Origin of the sequence: Dyadobacter sp. LHD-138 (genome assembly GCF_030929615.1) — a bacterium.
Taxonomy (GTDB): domain Bacteria; phylum Bacteroidota; class Bacteroidia; order Cytophagales; family Spirosomataceae; genus Dyadobacter.
Genome location: NZ_JAVFVU010000052.1, coordinates 12,738 through 33,852 on the forward strand (window position 1 = coordinate 12,738; position 21,115 = coordinate 33,852).

Sequence of the window (21,115 nt, forward strand, 5' to 3'; positions counted from 1 at the left end):
TTCAGACAATATTTTCCTACTGGTAGATTTGTATCCAAGCAGAAAAACCGCTAGCCAATTCCGAATTCCTATAGAATATGCTTTACAACTACCCGATCTTCACTTCGTTTAACCCGGCACGACTTGCAGTATTTCCTCAATTTGTCAAAACCCGGAAGCCCTACTTTTTATTCCCCAAAAAAGCAAAAGCATAGTTAAGCTGAACGGCAACAATAAATGCAATACTTGCATAGGTATCGATGAAACATAACAGCGCTCCTGCAAGATATAATAGCTGCGCGGATATAATTCTCTTCTTGATTGGGCCGTAAACCGCATCCCTCATCTCACTGGCAATGAAATGATGCCGGTTGGCATATTCCCAGTTGATATACAACATCACCCCCATCAGCAAAATATTCAGCCAGTACAGAAATATTGAAAATTTAAACATAATGTGATCCCCTAAAAAAGCGGTGGAAAACGGAAGGGTCGATACAAATAGCAGAAACAGTAAGTTGATCCAGTTCAAATTCCGGTCGCTGGTTTTGATGTATCTGAATTGCGCGGATTGCCCGGTCCAGAAGATACCGGCTGTCATAAAACTCAAAAAATAGACGAGAAATTTGGGCATCAATGCCCAAAAGGCGGCCGCCAATTCCAATTCTGTAATATGCTCCTCAAATTCGGGCACTTTTATTTCCAAGACCAAAAGTGTCATGGCTACACCAAAAACGGCATCGCTGATCGCATCGATACGGCCCGCACTTTGTCCTGATAATTTATTATATGTTGTCATGATTGTTGTTTCAAAGATTAATTCTTACAAATGGGCCTATGTTAAATTCCTTTTCCAGATGCTCGCTCTTTCCATGCTGACCCGCTTCAACACCTAGTCCAAAACCCAGTTTTTCATTGTATTGCAGACCTGCTTTTACTTGCTGGGTACTAAAAGCATGACCGTGCTTGTAGCTGATAGCCGTTCTTAGTTCGGATCGGAACACAAGTCTCCACTTTTCATTGATCTCGGGCAGGTAACCCAGAATTACCAGCATATGTCCGTCCGGATCTTTGGTAACCGCAGAGGAAAGATTGGCATAGATCAGAAGTGCCTCGGTTTCTTTCATGTACTGAACACCAAGTCTGGCACTGAACGGATACACCGACGACGCATAGGTACCGGCCGTAATCCCAAAATGATTTTTGAAATTGTAGGAAACCGTATTGTAATTGACAAACTCGGGGTGATCCCTTTTGTACGCAATCAGATGCAGCTCACTCCTGGAAATGACGCTCCACCGGTTTGCCTTGTCAATGGGTTTCAGAAAAAAGAACTCCGACGTAAACCCCTTATGGCCACCGAGCATGTCAATATAATCCTGCGATTGCGCCTGAGCACGTAACGAAAAAAGCACAATAACTACGACAAGTAAAGTTTTTTTCATGAATATGATTTGTTGGTAAAATGAGCTTCTGAACAGGTTTTGTCTCTCATGTACTGCTGACCGATACTCCCTACAGGCTACTCCATAGCAATCCCAGCCAATTCCGCGGTGTGGATTTGGCCCGAAAATATCAGGTCCCGGAAAAGAAAAAATATAAGCCGCTTACCAATACCGGCTTGCGGTGACGCCCAGGATTAGTAGCTGGCCTGCCCGATTTCGAGTTTGGTTATTTTGCCGGTATTATCGATCGTGAACCTGAAATAAGTCTTGAAGTCTCCCCACTGATCGCTATGGAAATTTCCGTAGACAGCCGTTCCGTTATGCTCCACCTTATCAATGGAAGTAAAACGTTCGTGCCCGATCGCATTTTTATTAAAAGCAGCAAGGTCACGTTTATTTCCGTCATCGTAAAAAGAGGCATTAGCGGCAAAGGCCGAAGACCAGGCTTTACCGTCTCCCTTTTGCAGGGCATCAATGGCGGCTTTCACTACCGGATCTGTGATTTTGTCGGTGTTCATGTTGGTTTGGTTTTTAGTTGATGTTAACTGTTGTGCACTGACCTTCTCCATAAAACAGAGACCGGCGAAACACAAAAAAATGAGGAGCCTCATCTTAGTTCGCTTTAAAAAGATCTGCAAACGGATACCTCAGATAGATGATGACGAGATTCATCAGCAGGAAAGGCAACTCGATCATGACACCTTTCAGATCGCGGTCCAACAGGTGAAAACAGATGATCAGCAGGATTCCGGCAGCCATCAGAAAATTCCCCCAAACGAATGTCCTGGGATGCAAAATAAGCAAGGCGCTCAGTAGCGTGACGCCGCCGTTCAGCATTAAACCGGTTTTACTGACATTCCATTTTTCAAACATTTCAAGCATCTCAGGTTTGCCTGAACACATGGCCCAGCCCTGTTTGAAGCCCATAAAAACTGCGCCAAGGATAAGCGCAGCGTTGATAATTTTCAATACCATAATTTTCCCGGTTTTGATACAGTGATAAATTAGATGCTGAACAGACCGTTTCTACTTAAAACGGCTGTCCAGCATCTGTTCCCAGATAAAAATTATCTGGTTGTATAACCCCCGTTGGCAAAAATGGTTTGCCCGGTGATCCACCATCCATCAGTTACAAGAAACTCCACCAAAGGTGCGATGTCTTTGATGTCCGTCAGCCCGCCTAAGGCAGAAGCTGATTTGTGGTAGGCTACAGCGTCATCGCTTTCCTGTCCATAAAAGAAAGGCGTATCCATCGGCCCCGGAGCCACCGCCGTTACCGAAATACCACGGCTTCCGAATTCCTTCGAAGCGGCTCTTGTAAAATGCTCCACCGGCGCCTTTGCCCCTGCGTACGTAGAATACAAACCCGTGTAAGCCGCCAGCAACGACGTAACGACCGTACAGATTTTTCCGTTGTCGTTGATCTTCTTACCCGCTTCCTGCAAAAAGAAGTACGCGGCTTTCGAATTGACGCCAAACATGACGTCATATTCTGCTTCGGTTGTCTCCGTGAAAGGCTTTTTCAACACCATTCCGACCGTATTGATCGCAATGTCAATACCACCAAATTTTGCGATCGTTTCATCAAAGAACTTTGTGATATGGGCAACCTGTGTAAGATCACCCTGAAACAGGAAAGCTTCGGCTCCCAGCGCCTGCACGGCTGCCAGTGTTTTTTCGCTCTCTTCCCGGGATGCCTCACTGTTGTAGTGAATGGCCAGTTTTGCTCCCTTTCCTGCAAAATCCCTGCTTAACAGGGCACCCAGATTTTTGCCCCCACCGGCAATAAGTACTACCTTGTCTGTTAAATTAGCTGTTGACATATGATTGTTTGGTTAATGGTATGCAAAGAGATATCCCCGGTCATCACTTTTGTGAAAACCATCCGGACTGTTGATCAGGTTGCCTTTTCTTTAATATAGAACTGGCCTAATTAAAGTCCTCTGAAAGTTGTCCTTGGCTTGTCAAAGCCGAAAGAAGCAGCCCAGCAATAGGTAATTTAATTTTCACGTTTATATATTTATGATTGTTGATAAAATGCACAAATTTGACGAGACACATCTCAGTGGTGTCTTTGATCACCATCCGTAAAGATTTCCCAAGCTATCTTTAAACGATAATTTTGGCTATTGTCTGAAAGCAATATTAGGGAATAAGGTAGATCTGTATGGTAGATAATTTTGTTAAAAAAGGATCTTTATCTTGTCAAAATGAAATAGATGACAAAAAAGAACCGGTTCGTCGTTTTTTTTTACAAGGTCATGAAATGGAAGCTAAAACTTTTCTCGTAGTCGCTTAACTATTATTTTTTCATCTTATTCGGAATGGAAGATATCTTTTCATGAATTCTGCACCGGCTTGTGATAACCAATTACCGCCTGGAAGCAAACACCTGGTGTCTTTTCATGCTAGATAAGTTGCTCGGCCAACTCGACTACATTACGCTTAATTTCCATGGGTGTTTTTCCGAAAGTTTTACGGAACTCCTTGCTGAAATATTTGCTGTCTTCGTATCCGACAGCCGTTGCCACCTCGTTCACTTGATTAATTCCAGTCTCCAACAATTGCATGGCTTTCTTCATTCGTATCGTTTTCACGAAATCATGAACCGTAATTCCAGTAAGCGACCGGAGTTTTCGGTAAAGCACCGAAACACTTACACCGGCCTGAAACGCCATCTGATGTACGCCAAAGTCGGGATCGGAAATATTATCATGAGCAAGCTGCCGTATTTTATCAAGGAATGGTCCTTCCGACTCACCCTGTTTGAGCGGCGGCGAAAGCTCCTCTGGATACTGCCCTCTCAAGGCTTTTCCAAGATGGATCAGATTGTCTATTTTGAGTTCCAGGATTTTACTATCGAGTGGCCTTGAAATGTAGTCGTTTGCACCGGCACGCAATCCTGCAAGCTCCCTTAGTTCGGATCCCTCCGTATCCAGCAAAATGAAAAAGATGTGACTGGTAGCACTGTCTGACTTTAAAATCTCACACACCTCAAGGCCACCCAAGAGTGGAACCGACATCCCGCAGAGTATCAGATCCGGACCTATTTTTCTGGCTATCGCGATACCATCCGCTCCGTTATCGGCCTGGACAACATGGAAGTACTTTATGAGCACATCCTTACAGAAGTTACGAACATCTGTACCATCCTCTATTACTAAAACAATCATTGCGTTTTTAGAATTTACATTATTGCAGAGGCGCAACAAATTGCTTGGTCATGCAACCCTTATTGCGCTTAACATCAAACCAACAATCTTACCCGGCAGTGGTTTGCAAACATAGTTCCCGAAATACTCACCATCAAATCACGCAATCGCCAAACGGACCTAAAACATAAAATTCACCCAAAATAGACAAGAATTTCTCCTATGTTTAGCCACAACATCGTACGTTCCAATCCGCTCATAGCCGATACGCCAAAACTGTTTCCCCATTAACAAGATTTCGTGCAAAACGTCTAAGCAATTGAATAAAAATCTGGCTACAAATACGATACATAAAGTGATGCATTTCCCCTATTGCATTATCCGGCCGAAAGCTGGCTTGTGTTCCCTGACAAACTACTTCCCGATCATCATTTTTTAAAAGTTATTATCCCGACCAGCCTGCCACGTTAGATAGAAGATAAAAACATACTAAAACGACAACTATTTCCCCCTTGTATATGCTGATATAATAGCAAATTGCAGTAGGAAATTTATCATCAAAATAATTCAAGTACTGAATTGCTAATCAGACCAAATTGTATGAATAGTTACAAGAAAAATAAGGACAATTCATTTGCCATAATCGATAACCGGCCTATGTTTAGCGCTGGTCTTAAAAGGTCGATTCAATCAATTACGTCTCACGATGAGGTTTCAGAATACGGATCATTCAATGAATTATCCTGGGACAACCCTCAAATTAAATACACCAGCTTTTTTATCAAAGTAGGAAGCAGCCCCTTCAACACGATGGTAAAAAATATCCGCAAACTTAAATCGTCCAATAAGTCATGTAAGATTATACTTTATGACTATCAGCTATCCATCAATTACATTATAGCTTTCTTCGGTGAAAAAATCAATGCCTATCTGCCCGACAATTTCGATGAAAACGAACTAAGGGAATGCCTGATTTCGATAGATGCCAACAGACTTTATATCAACAACCAAATCGCTATGCAGCTACTGAAAATCAAGCCATCACGAGGAGTTAACAAAAATATCCGGCTCACCGTGACAGAAACCAAGGTGGCAGATTTCCTGGTCCAGGGGATGAGACCCTCGCTTATTGCAAAGGAAATGGACCGAAAAATCTCTACCATAAGCACGATCAAATCAAACATCTTCAAAAAGACCAATGTAGATAACATTATTGATCTCAGGGTAGTTATGGACAGTGCCGCAATGGGATTTAGTATCTGACACGTAGTACATTGTACGGCAGAACCATGATCTTTCGGCTGTCAGACGAATCTTAATTCTGATTTAAGCCCCTGTCCTCCCGCATCAAAAAATTGGTATTAAATCACAGCTTTTGATAAGCGCTGGTTATAAATTTTATGGCTTTCTCTTTTGCGGGAAAGCCATATCACCAAGAAAGAATGTTTCCTGGTAACAAAAGCGAGGGTCGGTGAATTGCTTCTGCAATCCACCGACCCTCGCTTTTAATTGGTTTGACGCGGTTTATTTTACCACAAACGTTTTACTGTAAACATCGCCACCTTCGTACACGACTTTCAGTACGTATACCCCAGCAGGTAAACTCTTAACATCCAGTGTCACGCCGGAATTTCTCAAACTCAGAACTTCCAGACCAGAAATGTTTAGTACAGAAACCTTGTGTGAACCGCTGCGAGGTAAATTCAAAGACAGACTTCCATTCACTACCGGATTAGGATATACGAATAGTGAACCTTTGTCTGATTCGAACTTCACCGCCGCAATGGAACTGTAACGGAATGCGTCGTCCCAGTCGATCTGTTTCAGGCGGTAGTAATTTGTTCCGGCCAGCGGAGTCGCATCTGTAAAATTGTAGCTTAAAGCTCCTTTACTATTGCCTCCTGTCTGATTTTCAACAAAACCGAGCGTATGCCATGCCCGAGCGTCAGCACTTCTTTGAATTTCAAATCCTCGGTTATTTACTTCTTCGGTGGTTCCCCATTTAAGGCTCGCAACGCGTTCCTCTTTGGCTGCATTGAAATAGGTCAGCGTAACAGGAAGCGGGTTGGCCGAAGTGGTCGACAGATAAATAAACGACGAGAAGGAAGAAAGGTTATGGAATTCAACATAATTCACGCCGTCTTCAACGCCGGTGGCATCTGGTGTCAACTGGGTTGTTTTTGTTCCATCCAGTGATCCCGAGCTATAAACATTCCCCAGTACCTCATCAGCAGTTCCTTCGTATTTGAACCATCCACTTACCTGCGCGCCTGAAACCTGTGTGGCCGCCAGCTCCGATGCAGCGTAGTACACGCGCACCTTACCACTTGTGAACGGTGTTGCCGATGCATCGGTTACCGTCGTGATACGTGGCATTAGTCGGGTGGTTTTGGTGCCATCCTCATAGGTTACGCCTTCCGGAGTCACTTTTACAGTCAGGCCGTTCAATACGGCCGGCGCGATGTTGGATGCCGCGAAGAATTTCAGCGAATTGTCATCCGTTTTACGGAAATACGTCCACTCGCCAGTACCGCAATTGTCGTTGTATTGCGTAGTCTGCTCAACAACCGCTGGCAGATACACAGTACCCGTTGTAATCGGTGTCACTTTTGCGAAAGTGAAGTAGCTTGCACCGGCTGGGAAGCTGTGAACGGCTTCGTAATCTGTACCATTGACCGTCAGCGGTGTAGATGTCACATTGCTAGAGAATGCAGCATCCGAAGCAAAAACGATCACATACCCTGCGCAGGCGTCATTGGCCAGCATAGTCGTTCCGACAGATGCCACCGGGAAGCGAACGAGTACATCCGAAGTCACGTTTGCATTCTGTACTTTCCAGATGCGGTTCATACGACGTGCGTTGTTGATACTACCTGAGTAAACAAACGCCGTGTACGTGCTGGCTGTGTTTGTCATGGCCTGCGTGTTGCCGTTGTCACCCCATACCAGGAACTGACCGTCGGTTAGCTGGCTGGTATTAGCATCGTTGGTTGCAGCGATACCACCCAGACCGATTGTCACCTGGTTGTTGGTGTTCGTATGCTGGCTCCGGCTTTGCTTCTGATTCAATGCCGATAAGATATCATTACCAATCCCTGCCACGTTGGTGTAGTAACCCGCATTGGCCGTAGCATCCCAAACTACAATGTCCTTAGAGGTCGTGTAGTTGTTGCTGTTATGCAACGTAAGCCCATACTTGATCGCCAGATAGGATTCAACCTTATTCCGTTCCGCAGGTGTATTGTTGCCATTACCATAAACAATTACCTCACCAATGTTTCCGACAAATCCTGCATTGTCACTTCCATTACCTGAGAAAACAGTCGATCCTATCGCATGTCCACCGGTCATCTGTCCATTGACTGCATAGGTTGCAGTAGTTCCGTTTGCAGCACCATTCAACCCCTTTGCAGCAGTGGTGTTGGTAAACGTATTGTACATGATGCTAGAATTACCCGCAGCATAATTGATATTCCCCGGATTTGCAAAATAGGTCTGCCCCCTGGTGGTGTTGACACGCTCAAGTGTACCGTTCTGGTTCAAACCAATTCCATCCCAATGTCTTATCCCACCGGTCGTTGTAATATTGTCAACCAATGAACTGAAAACCCTAGAGTTACCTCCACCCGATGCAAGTCCTTCTTTGGTCAGCGTGTAAATATCAAAGTTCAGCGCAGTAACCGTTTGAACGTTTGTATTTCCCAAAGTCTGAGCTCCTGCGGTATAATTCAAGCCCGGATTGAAATTGAAATAGGCTGAGTTCCCCGGCTTAAACTTAGGTAGGTCATTATCGCCTAACTGTGAAATGGTTGTACCGGAAGTAAAGTCAGTCCAGTCGTCTACATCCGCATCTTCTACGGTTGCTCCCACCAGTTTGTCAGCTCTGTACCAATAGTTCAGGTTATTGGTGACCCCACCCGGGCCCTGCACAAAGGCGGCGAATGTAAAGAAGCTACCATTAGCCAATGTTACATCGGCGTAAGCATATTCCTTTCCACCGATCGTCACCGTAGAAGACATCTCCGTAACTGCATCGGAAAGATCAATTACATTGTCTGTACTTTGCACAAGTTTCAGGTTGGCATATCCTTTTACCCACGCCACACGAACTGTTCCAACTGATCCGGTATTCTGTACCTTCCAGATGGCCGAGAATCGATTATAGGGCAAGCCGGCAATTGTACCAAGTGAAATTGTGGGCGCTTTACCTAATCCATTATCTCCCCAAACAAGGAACTGCTGATCGGTCAACATGGTTGCGTTGCTCGCGTTGTCGTCAGCCAGGCCTGTTGTGCTGATCAATACCTCATTCGAAGTGTTGATACTCCACGATTGCTTCTGGCTCAACGAACCATAGTCATCACGTGCTATACCGGCAATGTTTTTGTTATAGCCAGTATTGGTCGTCTGATCCCAGAATGTTGTAGTACCGTTCGCAGCAATGTAATTGTGAGGCAAGGTAATACCATACTTAATGGCCACATAACTACGCACCCTTTGCTTCTCCGGTTCGGCCAGGTCTCTCTCATAGGCAATTAATTCCCCTATGTTGCCATTTCTAACTTCCGCCTGTGCCCCCAAAACACTCCCATTCGCATGCAACGCCAAGCCAGCAGCAAATGTTTGGTTTACTGTAGCGGTCTGTCCATTTTGTCCATATTTGATTCCGGGAGTCGCAACAGTATATGATACATCATCCAGATATAAACGGTTCAATACTACACTTGGCAAAGCCGGGGCCGTAGGATATGGATACAATACAATATTGTTGTTAAGTTTCGTAAATGCCGGTAAATCCGCAGCAGCAAACCCAGTACCCGTTGTAGTTGCGCCAAAACCTATAATATCTGTATAACCGGATGGGGCTTTACTTGTAGTGGCGGAAAAAATCGTACTACTGGTACCATTGGCAGAATAGGGTTTCCCTGATGGCACCACCATAAATCGGGCGTCAGCACCTGTTGTGCCAAAGTCTACCATCGGATTGAAATTATACAGCTTTGATGCAGTAAAGGGTTGGCGGCTTTCATTTGTTTGGGTATAATTATTGGCATTCCCCGACAAGTCAGCCCACGAGTCAGGAGTAAATCCGGCATCTGAGCGCAACCATACGCGCAGATTCAACGCCACACCACCCGGACCGTTCAACTGCGTAGCGAATGTGAAGTACTGTCCATTGGCAAGTGTAACGTCGGCATAGTTGTAAGATACTCCATTCAATGACACCGTATTCGAAGTCATCAGTGTAGACGATGCAACCGAAGCAAAAGCAGGATCACTACCCTGAACCAATGTAAGGTTCGTCAAACCTGCCGGCCATGCTACCCGCACAGTACCAACGCCCGAGGTATTCTGCACTTTCCATACAGAGGCAAAACGGAAGTTGACACCCGAAACACCGCTAATGGCTACGGCCGGTACTTTCCCAAGACCATTATCTCCCCAAACCAGCGATTGTCCATTCGGAAGTACATTATTATTTGATGCATTGCTAGCTGCCAATCCGGTTGTTCCGATAACGACCTGACTCCCGCTGTTGATACTTTGTGATTGCTTCTGAACCAGCGCACTTCCCTCATCACTGGTGATACCGGCAATATTTTTACTGTAACCCGTATTCGTCGTCTGGTTCCAGATTACTGTAGTCCCGTCGCTTGCGATATAATTGTGAGGCAATGTGATGCCATACTTAACAGCGGTATAAGTTCTTACGCGTTGTTTTTCCGCTTCTGTAAGATCTCTTTCATAGGCGATCACCTCACCGATTAAACCATTTCTATCTTGTGGCTGCGAACCTAAGATACTTCCGTCGGCGTGCTTGGCGTAAACCGCTGCGAAAGTTTGCGTATTTGACCCGGTGGTACCGTTCTGACCATACTTAATTCCAGCAACGCCCACAGTAAATGACACGTCATTTAAGTATAATTTATTTGCCGCTACTGCGGGTAAAGCAGGATTGGAATCTGTGTAAGGATAGTTGATTACGTTCGTACCCAACCTTGTAACTACTGGGCTGTTCGCCTCAATCAGGTTTGCAGTGGTGGTGGTTGCTCCAAACCCAAGAATATCAGCATATCCTCCGAGACCTCTATCCAGGTTGACAGTGAAAATGGAACTGTTGGTACCGTTGGCCGAGTATGGCTTACCCGCAGGCACAACCATAAAACGGGCATCAGCTCCAGTGGTCCCAAAGTCAATTACCGGATTGAAATTATAGGTAGTAGCTGCAGTAAATGGCTGACGTCCCGCGTTGGTTTGCGTATAGTTATTAATATTTCCTGAGTTGTCATTCCACTGTGCAGGCGTAAAACCATTGTCTGATTTAAGCCAAACTCTGAGATCTGTATTGACACCGCCTGGTGCAGCTACTTTGGCTGCGAAAGTGAAATACTGGCCATCAGTCAAAGTTACATCCGCATAGTTATACACCACGCCGTTGATCGTTGTCTCATTGGCAGCCATATTGGTCACCACGTCCGACGAATTGATTACGTTGTCTGTGCTCTGAATCAAGCTCAGATTCGTGAAGTTCTTCGCCCACGCCACGCGAACCGCGCCTACACTTCCGGTGTTCTGCACCTTCCAGATAGAAGCAAACCGGTGGCTGATGCCACTGATACCCGAAATAACCACGTTCGGCGACTTCGCCAAACCGTTATCTCCCCAAATAAGGAACTGCCCGTTTGTAAGGGCTGCTCCGTTACCCGTGTTCGTGTTTGACAATGTTCCGGTTCCGATCAGTACCTGAGCACCGGCATTGGTGCTCCACGACTGCTTCTGATGTAACGCACCAGCATCATCGCGACCGATACCTGCAATGTTGTTCCCCAAACCGGTATTCGTCGAAGCGCTCCACACGACAGCGCCGGTGGAGCTCTTGTAATCTCGTATGCCTACAGCGTAGGTCGAACCATACTTGATGGCAAGATAGGTTTCTACGCGGTCCAGCTGGTCTGAAGTCAGCTTGTTTTCGTAGACTAAAACCTCATTTAACTGACCGCTGAATGCGCCATAGTTATTATCGGCACCGATACGGAAATCGCGCGCACCCGTGCTCAAATTCGCATTAAGTAGCTGACTTCCGTTGTAATCCGTTCTTGTTCCATTCAAAGAAACAGTCGCAGCGGCATACGATGCATTCGTACCAGCGCCATTTTCCCATCCCGAACCGGCGGTAAAAAATGTATTCGCTGTCATAGCTGATGCACTCAATCCCTGATAACCAGGACCGCCCGTGAAAAACAACAGCTTGTTGTTACTTCCGAAAATGTGCAGACCGGGATAGTCCATTGTGGCATTAAATCCGGCAAATCCACTCTGTTTCATCGTGCTTACGTAACCAGCCGTGTAAATGGCTCCGTTGGTACGGTCGATCACGTTCACGCCAGTACCTGCCGTGAATTGCAGAAAGTCGTTACTGCCATCGAAAGTAACAGTCGGGTTAAAGTTGGCCAGCGTTGAACTGTTTGAAAATACCGGCCTCGCACCCACCGAAGCCTGTAAGAGATTATAACCTGAACCTTGTGCCTCGTTCCATTGCTGGACTGTGGCATTGTTGGCGGCAACTGTTGTCCCCGCATCAGAAAATACGGATCCGGATCCATCCGCCCGGTACCACGCGGCAGGCGCAACACCTCCAGGTGTTTGCGCCCGTGCGCCAAAGCACGCTAGCATCGCAGATGCTAGCGTGAAGGCGGCGACTTGTAAATTTCGTCTCATAAAATAGTTTTCAATTGTTAATTAAGGTTTACACTTCGTACTCCGTTTTATTTAATCATAATCGGTTTGTTAAGGATTGATAAATGAAAAACTGATCTACCTGAAAAGAATATTTTTCACGTTTCCGGACTACATAGGAAAATGAACCGAACGCTATCAGAAAAACGAATTCATGGCAATGCTAAGGAAGGCACCTCCCTTAGTACTAAAAAAACGGTTGTTTTCGGGCATAGTCTGGTGGCAGGATTTTACCAGACAGACGAAAATCTGATGACTACATAATCGATTCATCAAACGCTGAAAATGACATAGTGTGGCATAGTGTAAACAGTATGGCATAAAGTATACGGTTACGTAGATTGTATACAAAAAGAATAAATTCTAGTATAGAGGAGGATTTTTGAGTTATATCTCTACACAAATGTCTTAACTTAATTCGACGAAGAGAGGCGAATATTTTAGCTAATTAGTAGGGTTTTCTTGTCGCACAAGCGTAAAATCATCTTTTTAAGCTATAAATTATACGAAAGTAGCTCGATCAGGCTGAGAATTATTACTACAACTGTTAAGAGTCAAGAAACATTGATTCGTCATTTTACTATAGTGTGTTGTTGCCCTGGGGTTCCAGGTTCAGGGCCTAAATTTGCTTTTATTTTATCGACTTGGTTGATAAAAGCAAATTATCGCTACCTAGAAGTCCTGAATAACAATTCGGGGTAGGTAGATATATTTAGATACTGGATATCACCACCAGGCAAACCTCCACTATTATACTTAAAAAGTACTTATCGAATATTTTGTGTTTAAAATCAAAAAAAAATTGATATTTGGATAGAATTTTTAACCGGAATGTATTTTTTTCCGGCTAGTTCATATGACTTGACCGTATTCCATACTTGCGTCTATGTTGGCTATTATTTTGAAACTCTTATCAGTCCCAAGTCAATCTTCCCCCATAATGAATCGTCGTAAAAGCGTTTTGATATGCCTGATTTTTACCCTTGTCTCTGTTTTAAAAATATACGGACAATCGTTCAAAAACTTCACTGAAATTGATAGCGAACCCATTGGCGCAGTTTTAGGCATTACACAGGACAAGAATGGACTCATGTGGTTTGGTTCGACGGCTGGTCTGATCCGATACGACTCCCGAACGTTTAGGTGCTACCGGAATGACAAAAAGGGAAATCCGATCCTTGCTGACATCAGAGATGTTCTTTGCGATTCAAAAGGAAACATCTGGGCAGCGACTGCATCGGGGTTAACGCATTACGACCTTAACAACGCTAGTCTTACACATTTTGAATATGATTCCGTCCAAATTAACTCACTGTCAAACAACTATATTAACTGCGTTATTGAAGATAGTAAAAAGCAGATCTGGCTTGGGACACAACATGGGCTTACACAAATCGTCTCTGAGCATGGAAAGATCAAAATATGGCGGCATCTTCAGACTGAATTTAAAGACGGAGCTCTGAACGCAAAGTGCCTTATTGAGGGAAAGGACGGAAACCTTTGGGTTGGGACTGCCAATGGACTAATTAAATTGAAGGGAAAGGAAGGCAAGCCCGAGCTATACCGTATGCCCGCATCAAAACATGAGACACTAAAAAACGAAATCCGAGCTATTTATCAGGACGAAAAGGGTGTAATATGGCTGGGAAGTGGCGCAAGCGAACTGGTACGATTCGATCCTGTCACTGAGGAATTTAGTGTAATTAAAAACTTCAAAAGCCCATCAGGCGATTTTCCTGTTGTAACAAAAATCATATCGGATGGTAGATCTAAGCTCTTGCTGGCAACGTCATCTGGGCTGGCACATTTCGATCCGCTAACTGGCTATACTGATTGGTATGTGAACCGACCAGGCGATCCGTACAGCTTACCTACGAATTCGCTGTGGTCCGTGTACCGGGACAAACAGGGAGGGCTTTGGCTGGGATCATATTATGAGGGGATTAGTTACTTTAATTTTGACGCTCCAAGAATCAAACGCTGGCCGTTTACTTCGGAAGATTCCCGGGGAAAATATTTTAGAAACGGATGGATGGGTAAAAGCAAATCGAATTTTATCTGGAGCATTTCAGATAAATTGGACAAGCTCCTTATTTTTGATACCAACGGTAAGAACCCGTCGAGTTATCCCCTCAAATTATCTACCCAAGCCGATTATTACTCCTTTTATCTGGACGAGAATAAAGTGCTTTGGGCTGGTGGCAATACTGTTTTAACCAGTTATGATGTCGCGCGTGGCGTGTATCGGGACTATCCGTTCAATAAATCGGAACAGGAAAAACCGGTAAAAGGGAGAACATACATATTAACCGAAGATAGTTACGGGCGCTTCTGGGTTGGAGGATCTTACGGTTTGCTTTTGTTTGACAAGCTAAAAGGTACTGTTACCAAGGATCCGACTGTCACCTATGCTGCGACAATCTATGAAGATTCTCAACATAACATTTGGATAGGCGGCCATAAAGGTCTTTACCGGATAAAATCTGGTTCGCACAGTTCCCATGCACCGTTGGTAGAGAAAGTTCAATCCCAGTCCGATCTGCTCATGGCCTGGCGTATCCATGAAGACATGTATGGTAAAATTTGGGCCGCTTGTCACACGCGTCTTTTATTTTATAATCCTAAAACCAATCAATTTGAGCTCAATACCGATGTTCCTCAGGAGGCTGTGCTGGATATCGTTCCAGATACTAAAGGCTATCTGTGGATCAATGCTTCGTCTAAGCTCTATCGATATCATCCTAAAAACAGAACACTTCAATCTTATGGCTACCAGGACGGATTGCCGGCAAAAGGAACATTGAGGCAAGGTGCAGGCATGATCGATAAAAACGGCAGCCTCTATTTCGTCTCAGATGAGGGTATGTTTACATTTGATCCCACAGCCATTTCAGTTGGAAATCATGCATCTCCTATTGTTTTGAGTGCTATGAAGCTGTATAATAAAGAGGTGAAGACCGGCGATAGTACCGGTATCCTTAGAGAGCCGCTTTCAAAAACAAAGGAGATTACATTCACGCATGAGCAAAGTATTTTTACGCTTGATTTCGCACTTCTGGATTATGCGCGGTCAAATCTCAACAAGTATGCCTATAAAATAGATGGCATTGACAAAGACTGGAACTATGTTCAGACGCCATCTGCCACTTATACGAACCTACCCGCAGGAACATATATTTTTCAGGCAAAAGCGGCCAATGGCGACGGCGTTTGGATGAAAAAGCATCTTAGTGTGAAAATTACCATCCTACCTCCCTGGTGGAGAACCTGGTACGCATATTTGTTCTACATGCTCTTAACGGCTCTTGTCACCTATGGCATCACCCGGTTCTTCTGGATCCGCAGCTCGTTCAGAAGGGAAAATGCATTGAACCAGATTAAACTCGATTTTTTCACCAATGTATCCCATGAAATCAGAACACATCTCTCGCTGATCAGCGGGCCTTTAGAAAAGGCTTTTCAGCAGTCTGTGGAAGGTAAAAACAATGAAAAATTCCTGGGTTATGCGAGAAATAGTTCTGATAAACTTTTACTGCTGGTCAATGAACTGCTGGATTTTCGTAAAATTCAGAGTGGTAGCCTCCGGCTGCAAGTACGGAAACATGATGTAGTAAAGATTGTCAAAACGGTGATCGCTGCATTTGAGCATTCAGCAAACGAGAAGGATATTGAGACAACCTTCGTTAGCCCGGAAACGCCGGTCATGCTGTGGTTCGATATCGCCCAGATGCAGAAGGTATTTTATAATCTGCTGAGCAATGCTTACAAGTTCACACCCGAGGGCGGCAAGGTCGTAGTATCTGTTACCGAGATTTCGAATGAAGTGATCATTTCTGTGGCAGATAATGGTAAAGGCATTTCCCATGAACATTTGCAAAAACTGTTTACTTACTACTACCAGGCGGATTCTGAAAAGCCCGGTTATGGAATCGGGCTGGCGTTGTCCAACAGCATCGTGAAAGAGCACCATGGCCACCTCACCACCGAGAGCCATCTTGCCAAGGATTCTTCATCAGGCGGAACCAAACTTACCATCCGAATGCCGCGTAAAAACGGACACTTTTCTGCGGATCAGATTGCTTCGAAAAACGGTGGTTATTTTGATAAAATGCTGGCGGAGACAATGATGATGCCTGATGCTAACAGTGTTCCGCATACGAAACAAACTAACACCATCCTGATCATTGAAGACAATGACCAGCTGCGTGTATTTCTCAGGGAGCTCTTTGAGGGAGAATTTAAAACGTTGGAAGCCGAAAACGGCCTTCGGGGACTCGCATTGGCCGATGAACATATTCCGGACATCATCCTTTCCGACGTTATGATGCCAGAGATGAATGGGTTAGAAGTGTGTAACCGGCTGAAAAGCAACGTCACAACCGCGCACATACCAATTGTTCTGCTAACAGCCAGAACTCAAAACGAGCAAATCATAGAAGGCCTTTCATCCGGAGCAGATGACTATTTGATCAAGCCATTCGATCCACGGATTCTCGAACTCAAGATCAATAACCTGATCCGCGTAAGAGACGAGATGAGGACGCGGTACCGCCAATCCGTATTCGCAGAAGAAGGTTCTGAAAACAGTATCGCACAGGATTTTAACGAAGAATTTATTGCCAAACTCAGAGCAATAGTTATAGAAAACATATCAGATTCCGGCTTTGGCGTGAACGAACTTGCCTTTCAGATTGGCATGAGTGTGTCTGTATTGTACCGGAAAATGCGGTCACTTACAGGTATGACGGTCAACGAATTTGTCAAAACCATTCGCCTGACTGAAGCCAAAAAGCTGCTAGAAGCGGGGATATACCAAGTCAGTGAAGTGGCTACCATCATCGGGTTCGAAGACAGCAAGTATTTTAGTAAAGAGTTTAGAAAGGTATTTGGTAAAACTCCCATCGAGATCAGAAGACAAGTAACGCAGTAATAGCACTGAGCAGCAACAACGATGGCCTTTGCGACTTACAACGTATTGGACTTTTAACCAGTAGTTGAAACTAAGTGGACTAAAATCCGCGGATAGAAGCTGAACCCAAAAAGAATGTTCACTGGCCACTTCTATTGGTGCTTTTGTATCACGTCTGGAATCACCCAAAAGAAGGGCCAAGTATAACGTAAATCACCTAAATACATGGGCAAAAGTTTTTAACTGTTCACCAAAAGATTTCTTACCGGAAACACCACTTTAAAATAAAAAATCTGGGATGGTAAATTTTCATCATTTTCGATATTGAAAGTTTAAAATAGTTTTTTTATCAAAATTGCTTCCTGACAGAATGTATGAGCTGCTTTCCAAAACGTAATTCCCGTTTATTTCAAAGTACGGTATATAATTTCCCTCATCTATACTCACTTTGGAAGTGCTTTCTGACTGAACAATTACGTAATCTGTTCCTTTCGGCAATATTTGTGATAAGGTATAATTGCCTTGCTGATCTGTATCTGAAAACACACTGAATTTTTCAAATCCGGAAAGGCCAGCTCTTTCGGCACCAATCATAATTATCCTCGCTCCTTCCAAAGGAACGTTGTTTTGGTCTACTACTCTCCCAGTAACAATTGTCGGAGTAGCGGGTAGTTTTTCTTTACAAGATGCAACCCAAAGTATTGGCGAAAATGTGCCAATGAGTTTGAGAATCTGTCGTCGTTTCATCGTTACAACTTTCATGTAGTCAAAAATTTCCCCATAAATATTCTATTACCATACGCCATTTAAGTAGTAAAGAAATGCCAAATCAAATCAATATAACCAATCGGGTGGTCTTATTGATTTGATTTAGCAACAGCAGAAAATGGCGTCACGGTCATTGTTGAACGTATGCGACTAGCAGCTTAATTTTGTTGGGCTGCTTTGCCGGCTTATTCATAAATGAGCGTAAAGATGTATGTCATCAGGTTCACCAGCAGAACCATTCCGTACAAGCCGTTCGTTCGGCCTTTGTTTAGTGATAGCATTACCGTAAAAACCGAAAGACCCAATAGAATCATAGATTTTTTGTCAAGACCTAAAACAAGTGGTAAATCCAGTGCAGTACAAAGTATTGCCACAGTAGGAATACTTAACCCAATGCTCGCCAGAGCCGACCCCAGGGATAAGTTAATACTGGTTTGGAATTTATTTTTTGTAGCGGCACGCACCGCTGCGATGCCTTCCGGCAACAGGATGACCGCGGCAATGAAAACGCCAACCAATGCGTTGGGCAAACCGGCAGCAGCGACACCGCTTTCAATAACCGGCGAAAGTGATTTTGCCAGTAAAATAACCACCCCTAAACACACGAGCAAAAGCAACAAGCTAACCAAGGATTCTTTTCGGCTTATAATTGTCGTATGCTCCGATTCTTCTGTCAAAAAATATTCGCGGTGACGAATGGTTTGGGTAAACAGAAATGATCCATAGATAAGTACGCAGGCTATTGTTACCATAATTAGTTGCGGCTTACTGTAATGTGGCCCTGCAACGCTGGTTGTAAAATTGGGCAACACAAGCGTGAGCACCAGGATAGAAACAAGTGCAACCAGGGCTATGGTCACCGATTTTGTTTGAAACGTTTGCTCTTTATGTTTTAAAGCGCCTATCAACATGCTGATGCCCAAAATGCCGTTTAAGATCAACATCACAGCAGAGAATAAAGTATTCTTAGCATAACTTTCCGATCCTTTGCCTCCTGCCAGCATCAGCGACACAATGATGGATGCCTCTAACAATGTAACTGCTATTGCCAGAATGATCGTGCCGTACGGTTCGCCAACTCGATGGGCTACTACTTCTGCATGATGCACCGCTGCCATGACACTCCCGACCAAAAAGGCTCCGGCTATTAGATTGACAGTCAGATCTGTACCGATGGGGATAAAGAAATAAAGAGTCCAGGCAAGCACTGGTGCTAAATACGTCCAGTTAAAAATCTTTTTCACGCGTTATACATTCAAATGGTTGAGACGGGGTTTAATTCAGTTATGCACATCCTTTCCCGAAAAAAATAATTTTGTTTAAGATATTAAACTTTCCGCAAAGGGCTCGTACAATTCATCAATTTCCTTATTGCCAATCCGCAATGTTTTAGGGTTTTAAGCAAAGTAATGCAATGAAATTCCCCATTCAGATTGGCATCATTCATAACAGCCGGATCGTTTGGGATATATTTTAAACTAAGCCAGGTGCGCCTTAACGATGTTTTGTGAGATGGACAAATAAGCCTTGCGGGTATATCTTCTGATAGGTTTACTTTATAATACTATCAAACATGCCAACAGAATGACTGCAAAGGAGAAACAGACACAATTTATTAAGAATTATTTGAAGCCGACTTTGAAAAAATCCGGATATATGACAAGCGGACAAACTTGGTGGAAGGACAAAGGTGACTTTTTCAATGTGATTAATCTTCAAAATTTCTCTTGGAACTCCAAGGACAGTGTCGATTTTATATTTAATATAGGTATTGCATTAAAAGCTACCGTTAAAGATGAGCAAAAGAAAAAGGCGACACATTATGATTTAACAACTAATGTCAGTCACACAGCTTTTATCCCAGATTGGGAAAATAGAAATTTGGATAATAATAATAACTGTTATTCCATAACTGAGATAACGGATTTGACCAATTTTATTTTATCAATGCAGTATGATTTTGAAAAGCATATCCTGCCAGGACTTGAAGAACCGCAAAATTTAAACGACTTGATAAAATTTTATGAACAATTCCCTTTGCATGGAGACAGATTAAAAAGAGCAATAACAAAAAACAAACTTCTACAAATCTGACTTTTAGACAGAGTTCATTTTACAGTCTCGCAACTGCACCAGATGAAGTTATCTGGTTGGCCACTCCCCTTTATTGCATCTTCCGGAGTGAAACTAGGCTTATTTCCTTTAAATTTAATGTAGTTTTAATTGATCTCACTAAACATACTATCTATGAAAAAATATATCCTTACATCTTTCTTTTGTATTCTCATTTTTCCCCAAAGTAGCTCTGCCCAGGAAACCAAATGGTATAATCTTCCTACTGCTCTGAAAACGCAGATGATCGGTGTAGGACCAACATTTTTCGGGGTAAACCTAAAAGGGGGGATTTTCCTTAAAAAACATTTTCTGTTGGGTGCATCAATGGAAGCACATGAGTTGTTTTCTTCAAGAAAAGAGGCCGGGGTTTTCCTGAGAAAATATGTAAACAGCAATAGACTCTCTTTTTTTATACAAGCAGGGGCTTCTTACGGATCTTTTCAGGCGTGGGATCTAGATATGGATAACGAAACACCTGGCACGCCACCTTTATATTATCGCCCGAAAATGAACGGCGTAGCCGGAGCCGAAATTAGAATAACGCCGCTGATAAGTATTGAAGGGGAAGTGGGGATAGGCCGGATTATGAATACTGACTGGTGGGCTCCTAGCATTCGGAGTTCGATAAATTTCCGTTTTCACAAAAAATAAGAAGGACAAATTATGGGGTTAAGTTAAAAGATTGTACTCTGGATAAAAAGAATCTCATGTAACCCTATCTCCGGGATTTGAATCAGATTGGGGAGCTCGGAAGGAATTCTGGCGGATGTACAGATCAAAGCAATTCCATATTTTTAATGCATTGCCAGACGAATGGTATACCGAGGGTGGGTCCCGCACGGAGCTGGCAACTAAATATCCTTCTGGTGAATTTCTGGCGCCATTAACTTCTGCCTATTATTATGTAACCCAGGTAATTTTGTTTCCAGCCAGGCTCACAGCCAATGGATTGTACAAGCAAACACGGTGTGAAAGTTACAATGACCTACCATAAGGCGCGAGGACGAGAA

15 protein-coding genes are annotated in these 21,115 nt (G+C 43.8%); 6 read left to right on the plus strand and 9 right to left on the minus strand.

Going from position 1 to position 21,115, the window contains the following annotated elements; genetic code table 11:
* Nucleotides 1–160: 160 nt before the first annotated feature.
* From RB622_RS27280 to RB622_RS27305, 6 genes are all read right to left on the minus strand, one after another.
* The gene (locus tag RB622_RS27280; RefSeq protein ID WP_308049972.1) at nt 161–778 is read right to left on the minus strand and encodes a TMEM175 family protein; all 618 of its coding nucleotides are present in this window, start codon (nt 776–778) and stop codon (nt 161–163) included.
* Nucleotides 779–788: 10 nt separating this feature from the next.
* Nucleotides 789–1,424, minus strand: a complete 636-nt coding sequence (locus RB622_RS27285) for a hypothetical protein (protein ID WP_308049973.1) — start codon at nt 1,422–1,424, stop codon at nt 789–791.
* 194 nt (nt 1,425–1,618) lie between these two features.
* Nucleotides 1,619–1,942, minus strand: a complete 324-nt coding sequence (locus RB622_RS27290) for a hypothetical protein (protein WP_308049974.1) — start codon at nt 1,940–1,942, stop codon at nt 1,619–1,621.
* Between the two features lie 94 nt (nt 1,943–2,036).
* The gene (locus RB622_RS27295; RefSeq protein ID WP_308049975.1) at nt 2,037–2,399 is read right to left on the minus strand and encodes a DoxX family protein; all 363 of its coding nucleotides are present in this window, start codon (nt 2,397–2,399) and stop codon (nt 2,037–2,039) included.
* Between the two features lie 92 nt (nt 2,400–2,491).
* The gene (locus tag RB622_RS27300; protein WP_308049976.1) at nt 2,492–3,247 is read right to left on the minus strand and encodes an SDR family oxidoreductase; all 756 of its coding nucleotides are present in this window, start codon (nt 3,245–3,247) and stop codon (nt 2,492–2,494) included.
* Between the two features lie 585 nt (nt 3,248–3,832).
* Complete coding sequence (locus RB622_RS27305; RefSeq protein WP_308049977.1) at nt 3,833–4,597, minus strand: helix-turn-helix domain-containing protein; 765 nt, start codon at nt 4,595–4,597, stop codon at nt 3,833–3,835.
* Between the two features lie 579 nt (nt 4,598–5,176).
* Between RB622_RS27305 and RB622_RS27310 the strand changes: the two genes are divergently transcribed.
* Nucleotides 5,177–5,839, plus strand: a complete 663-nt coding sequence (locus tag RB622_RS27310; RefSeq protein WP_308049978.1) for a LuxR C-terminal-related transcriptional regulator — start codon at nt 5,177–5,179, stop codon at nt 5,837–5,839.
* A 261-nt stretch (nt 5,840–6,100) separates the two neighbouring features.
* Here RB622_RS27310 and RB622_RS27315 read toward each other — a convergent pair whose 3' ends face one another.
* Nucleotides 6,101–12,295 carry a T9SS type A sorting domain-containing protein gene (locus RB622_RS27315; protein WP_308049979.1) on the minus strand — a complete coding sequence of 2,065 codons (6,195 nt, stop codon included), beginning with the start codon at nt 12,293–12,295 and terminating at the stop codon, nt 6,101–6,103.
* A 141-nt stretch (nt 12,296–12,436) separates the two neighbouring features.
* Between RB622_RS27315 and RB622_RS27320 the strand changes: the two genes are divergently transcribed.
* Both RB622_RS27320 and RB622_RS27325 read left to right on the plus strand, forming a co-directional pair.
* Nucleotides 12,437–12,577 (plus strand): hypothetical protein, encoded by a 141-nt coding sequence (locus RB622_RS27320; protein ID WP_308049980.1) that lies wholly within the window; start codon nt 12,437–12,439, stop codon nt 12,575–12,577.
* A gap of 676 nt (nt 12,578–13,253) precedes the next feature.
* Nucleotides 13,254–17,243, plus strand: coding sequence for a two-component regulator propeller domain-containing protein (locus RB622_RS27325; protein ID WP_308049981.1), 3,990 nt, complete (start codon nt 13,254–13,256; stop codon nt 17,241–17,243).
* A 291-nt stretch (nt 17,244–17,534) separates the two neighbouring features.
* Here RB622_RS27325 and RB622_RS27330 read toward each other — a convergent pair whose 3' ends face one another.
* The gene (locus RB622_RS27330; protein ID WP_308049982.1) at nt 17,535–17,984 is read right to left on the minus strand and encodes a carboxypeptidase-like regulatory domain-containing protein; all 450 of its coding nucleotides are present in this window, start codon (nt 17,982–17,984) and stop codon (nt 17,535–17,537) included.
* A gap of 191 nt (nt 17,985–18,175) precedes the next feature.
* Nucleotides 18,176–19,234 carry an ionic transporter y4hA gene (locus tag RB622_RS27335; protein WP_308049983.1) on the minus strand — a complete coding sequence of 353 codons (1,059 nt, stop codon included), beginning with the start codon at nt 19,232–19,234 and terminating at the stop codon, nt 18,176–18,178.
* A gap of 340 nt (nt 19,235–19,574) precedes the next feature.
* Here RB622_RS27335 and RB622_RS27340 point away from each other — a divergent pair, with 340 nt between their 5' ends.
* The 3 genes from RB622_RS27340 to RB622_RS27350 all read left to right on the plus strand — a co-directional run bounded on the left by RB622_RS27340 (nt 19,575) and on the right by RB622_RS27350 (nt 21,099).
* Nucleotides 19,575–20,084, plus strand: coding sequence for a DUF4304 domain-containing protein (locus tag RB622_RS27340; protein ID WP_308049985.1), 510 nt, complete (start codon nt 19,575–19,577; stop codon nt 20,082–20,084).
* A 153-nt stretch (nt 20,085–20,237) separates the two neighbouring features.
* Nucleotides 20,238–20,756: a hypothetical protein gene (locus tag RB622_RS27345; protein ID WP_308049986.1), complete on the plus strand. Its 519-nt coding sequence runs from the start codon at nt 20,238–20,240 to the stop codon at nt 20,754–20,756.
* Between the two features lie 115 nt (nt 20,757–20,871).
* The gene (locus RB622_RS27350; RefSeq protein ID WP_308049987.1) at nt 20,872–21,099 is read left to right on the plus strand and encodes a hypothetical protein; all 228 of its coding nucleotides are present in this window, start codon (nt 20,872–20,874) and stop codon (nt 21,097–21,099) included.
* Nucleotides 21,100–21,115: the final 16 nt, after the last annotated feature.

Coding starts and splice junctions, on each gene's coding strand:
- RB622_RS27330 (WP_308049982.1), bottom strand. CDS start 17,984: ATGAAAGTTGTAACGATGAAACGACGACAGATTCTCAAACTCATTGGC.
- RB622_RS27305 (WP_308049977.1), bottom strand. CDS start 4,597: ATGATTGTTTTAGTAATAGAGGATGGTACAGATGTTCGTAACTTCTGT.
- RB622_RS27310 (WP_308049978.1), top strand. CDS start 5,177: ATGAATAGTTACAAGAAAAATAAGGACAATTCATTTGCCATAATCGAT.
- RB622_RS27315 (WP_308049979.1), bottom strand. CDS start 12,295: ATGAGACGAAATTTACAAGTCGCCGCCTTCACGCTAGCATCTGCGATG.
- RB622_RS27280 (WP_308049972.1), bottom strand. CDS start 778: ATGACAACATATAATAAATTATCAGGACAAAGTGCGGGCCGTATCGAT.
- RB622_RS27300 (WP_308049976.1), bottom strand. CDS start 3,247: ATGTCAACAGCTAATTTAACAGACAAGGTAGTACTTATTGCCGGTGGG.
- RB622_RS27325 (WP_308049981.1), top strand. CDS start 13,254: ATGAATCGTCGTAAAAGCGTTTTGATATGCCTGATTTTTACCCTTGTC.
- RB622_RS27285 (WP_308049973.1), bottom strand. CDS start 1,424: ATGAAAAAAACTTTACTTGTCGTAGTTATTGTGCTTTTTTCGTTACGT.
- RB622_RS27320 (WP_308049980.1), top strand. CDS start 12,437: ATGAACCGAACGCTATCAGAAAAACGAATTCATGGCAATGCTAAGGAA.
- RB622_RS27340 (WP_308049985.1), top strand. CDS start 19,575: ATGACTGCAAAGGAGAAACAGACACAATTTATTAAGAATTATTTGAAG.
- RB622_RS27345 (WP_308049986.1), top strand. CDS start 20,238: ATGAAAAAATATATCCTTACATCTTTCTTTTGTATTCTCATTTTTCCC.
- RB622_RS27350 (WP_308049987.1), top strand. CDS start 20,872: ATGTACAGATCAAAGCAATTCCATATTTTTAATGCATTGCCAGACGAA.
- RB622_RS27290 (WP_308049974.1), bottom strand. CDS start 1,942: ATGAACACCGACAAAATCACAGATCCGGTAGTGAAAGCCGCCATTGAT.
- RB622_RS27295 (WP_308049975.1), bottom strand. CDS start 2,399: ATGGTATTGAAAATTATCAACGCTGCGCTTATCCTTGGCGCAGTTTTT.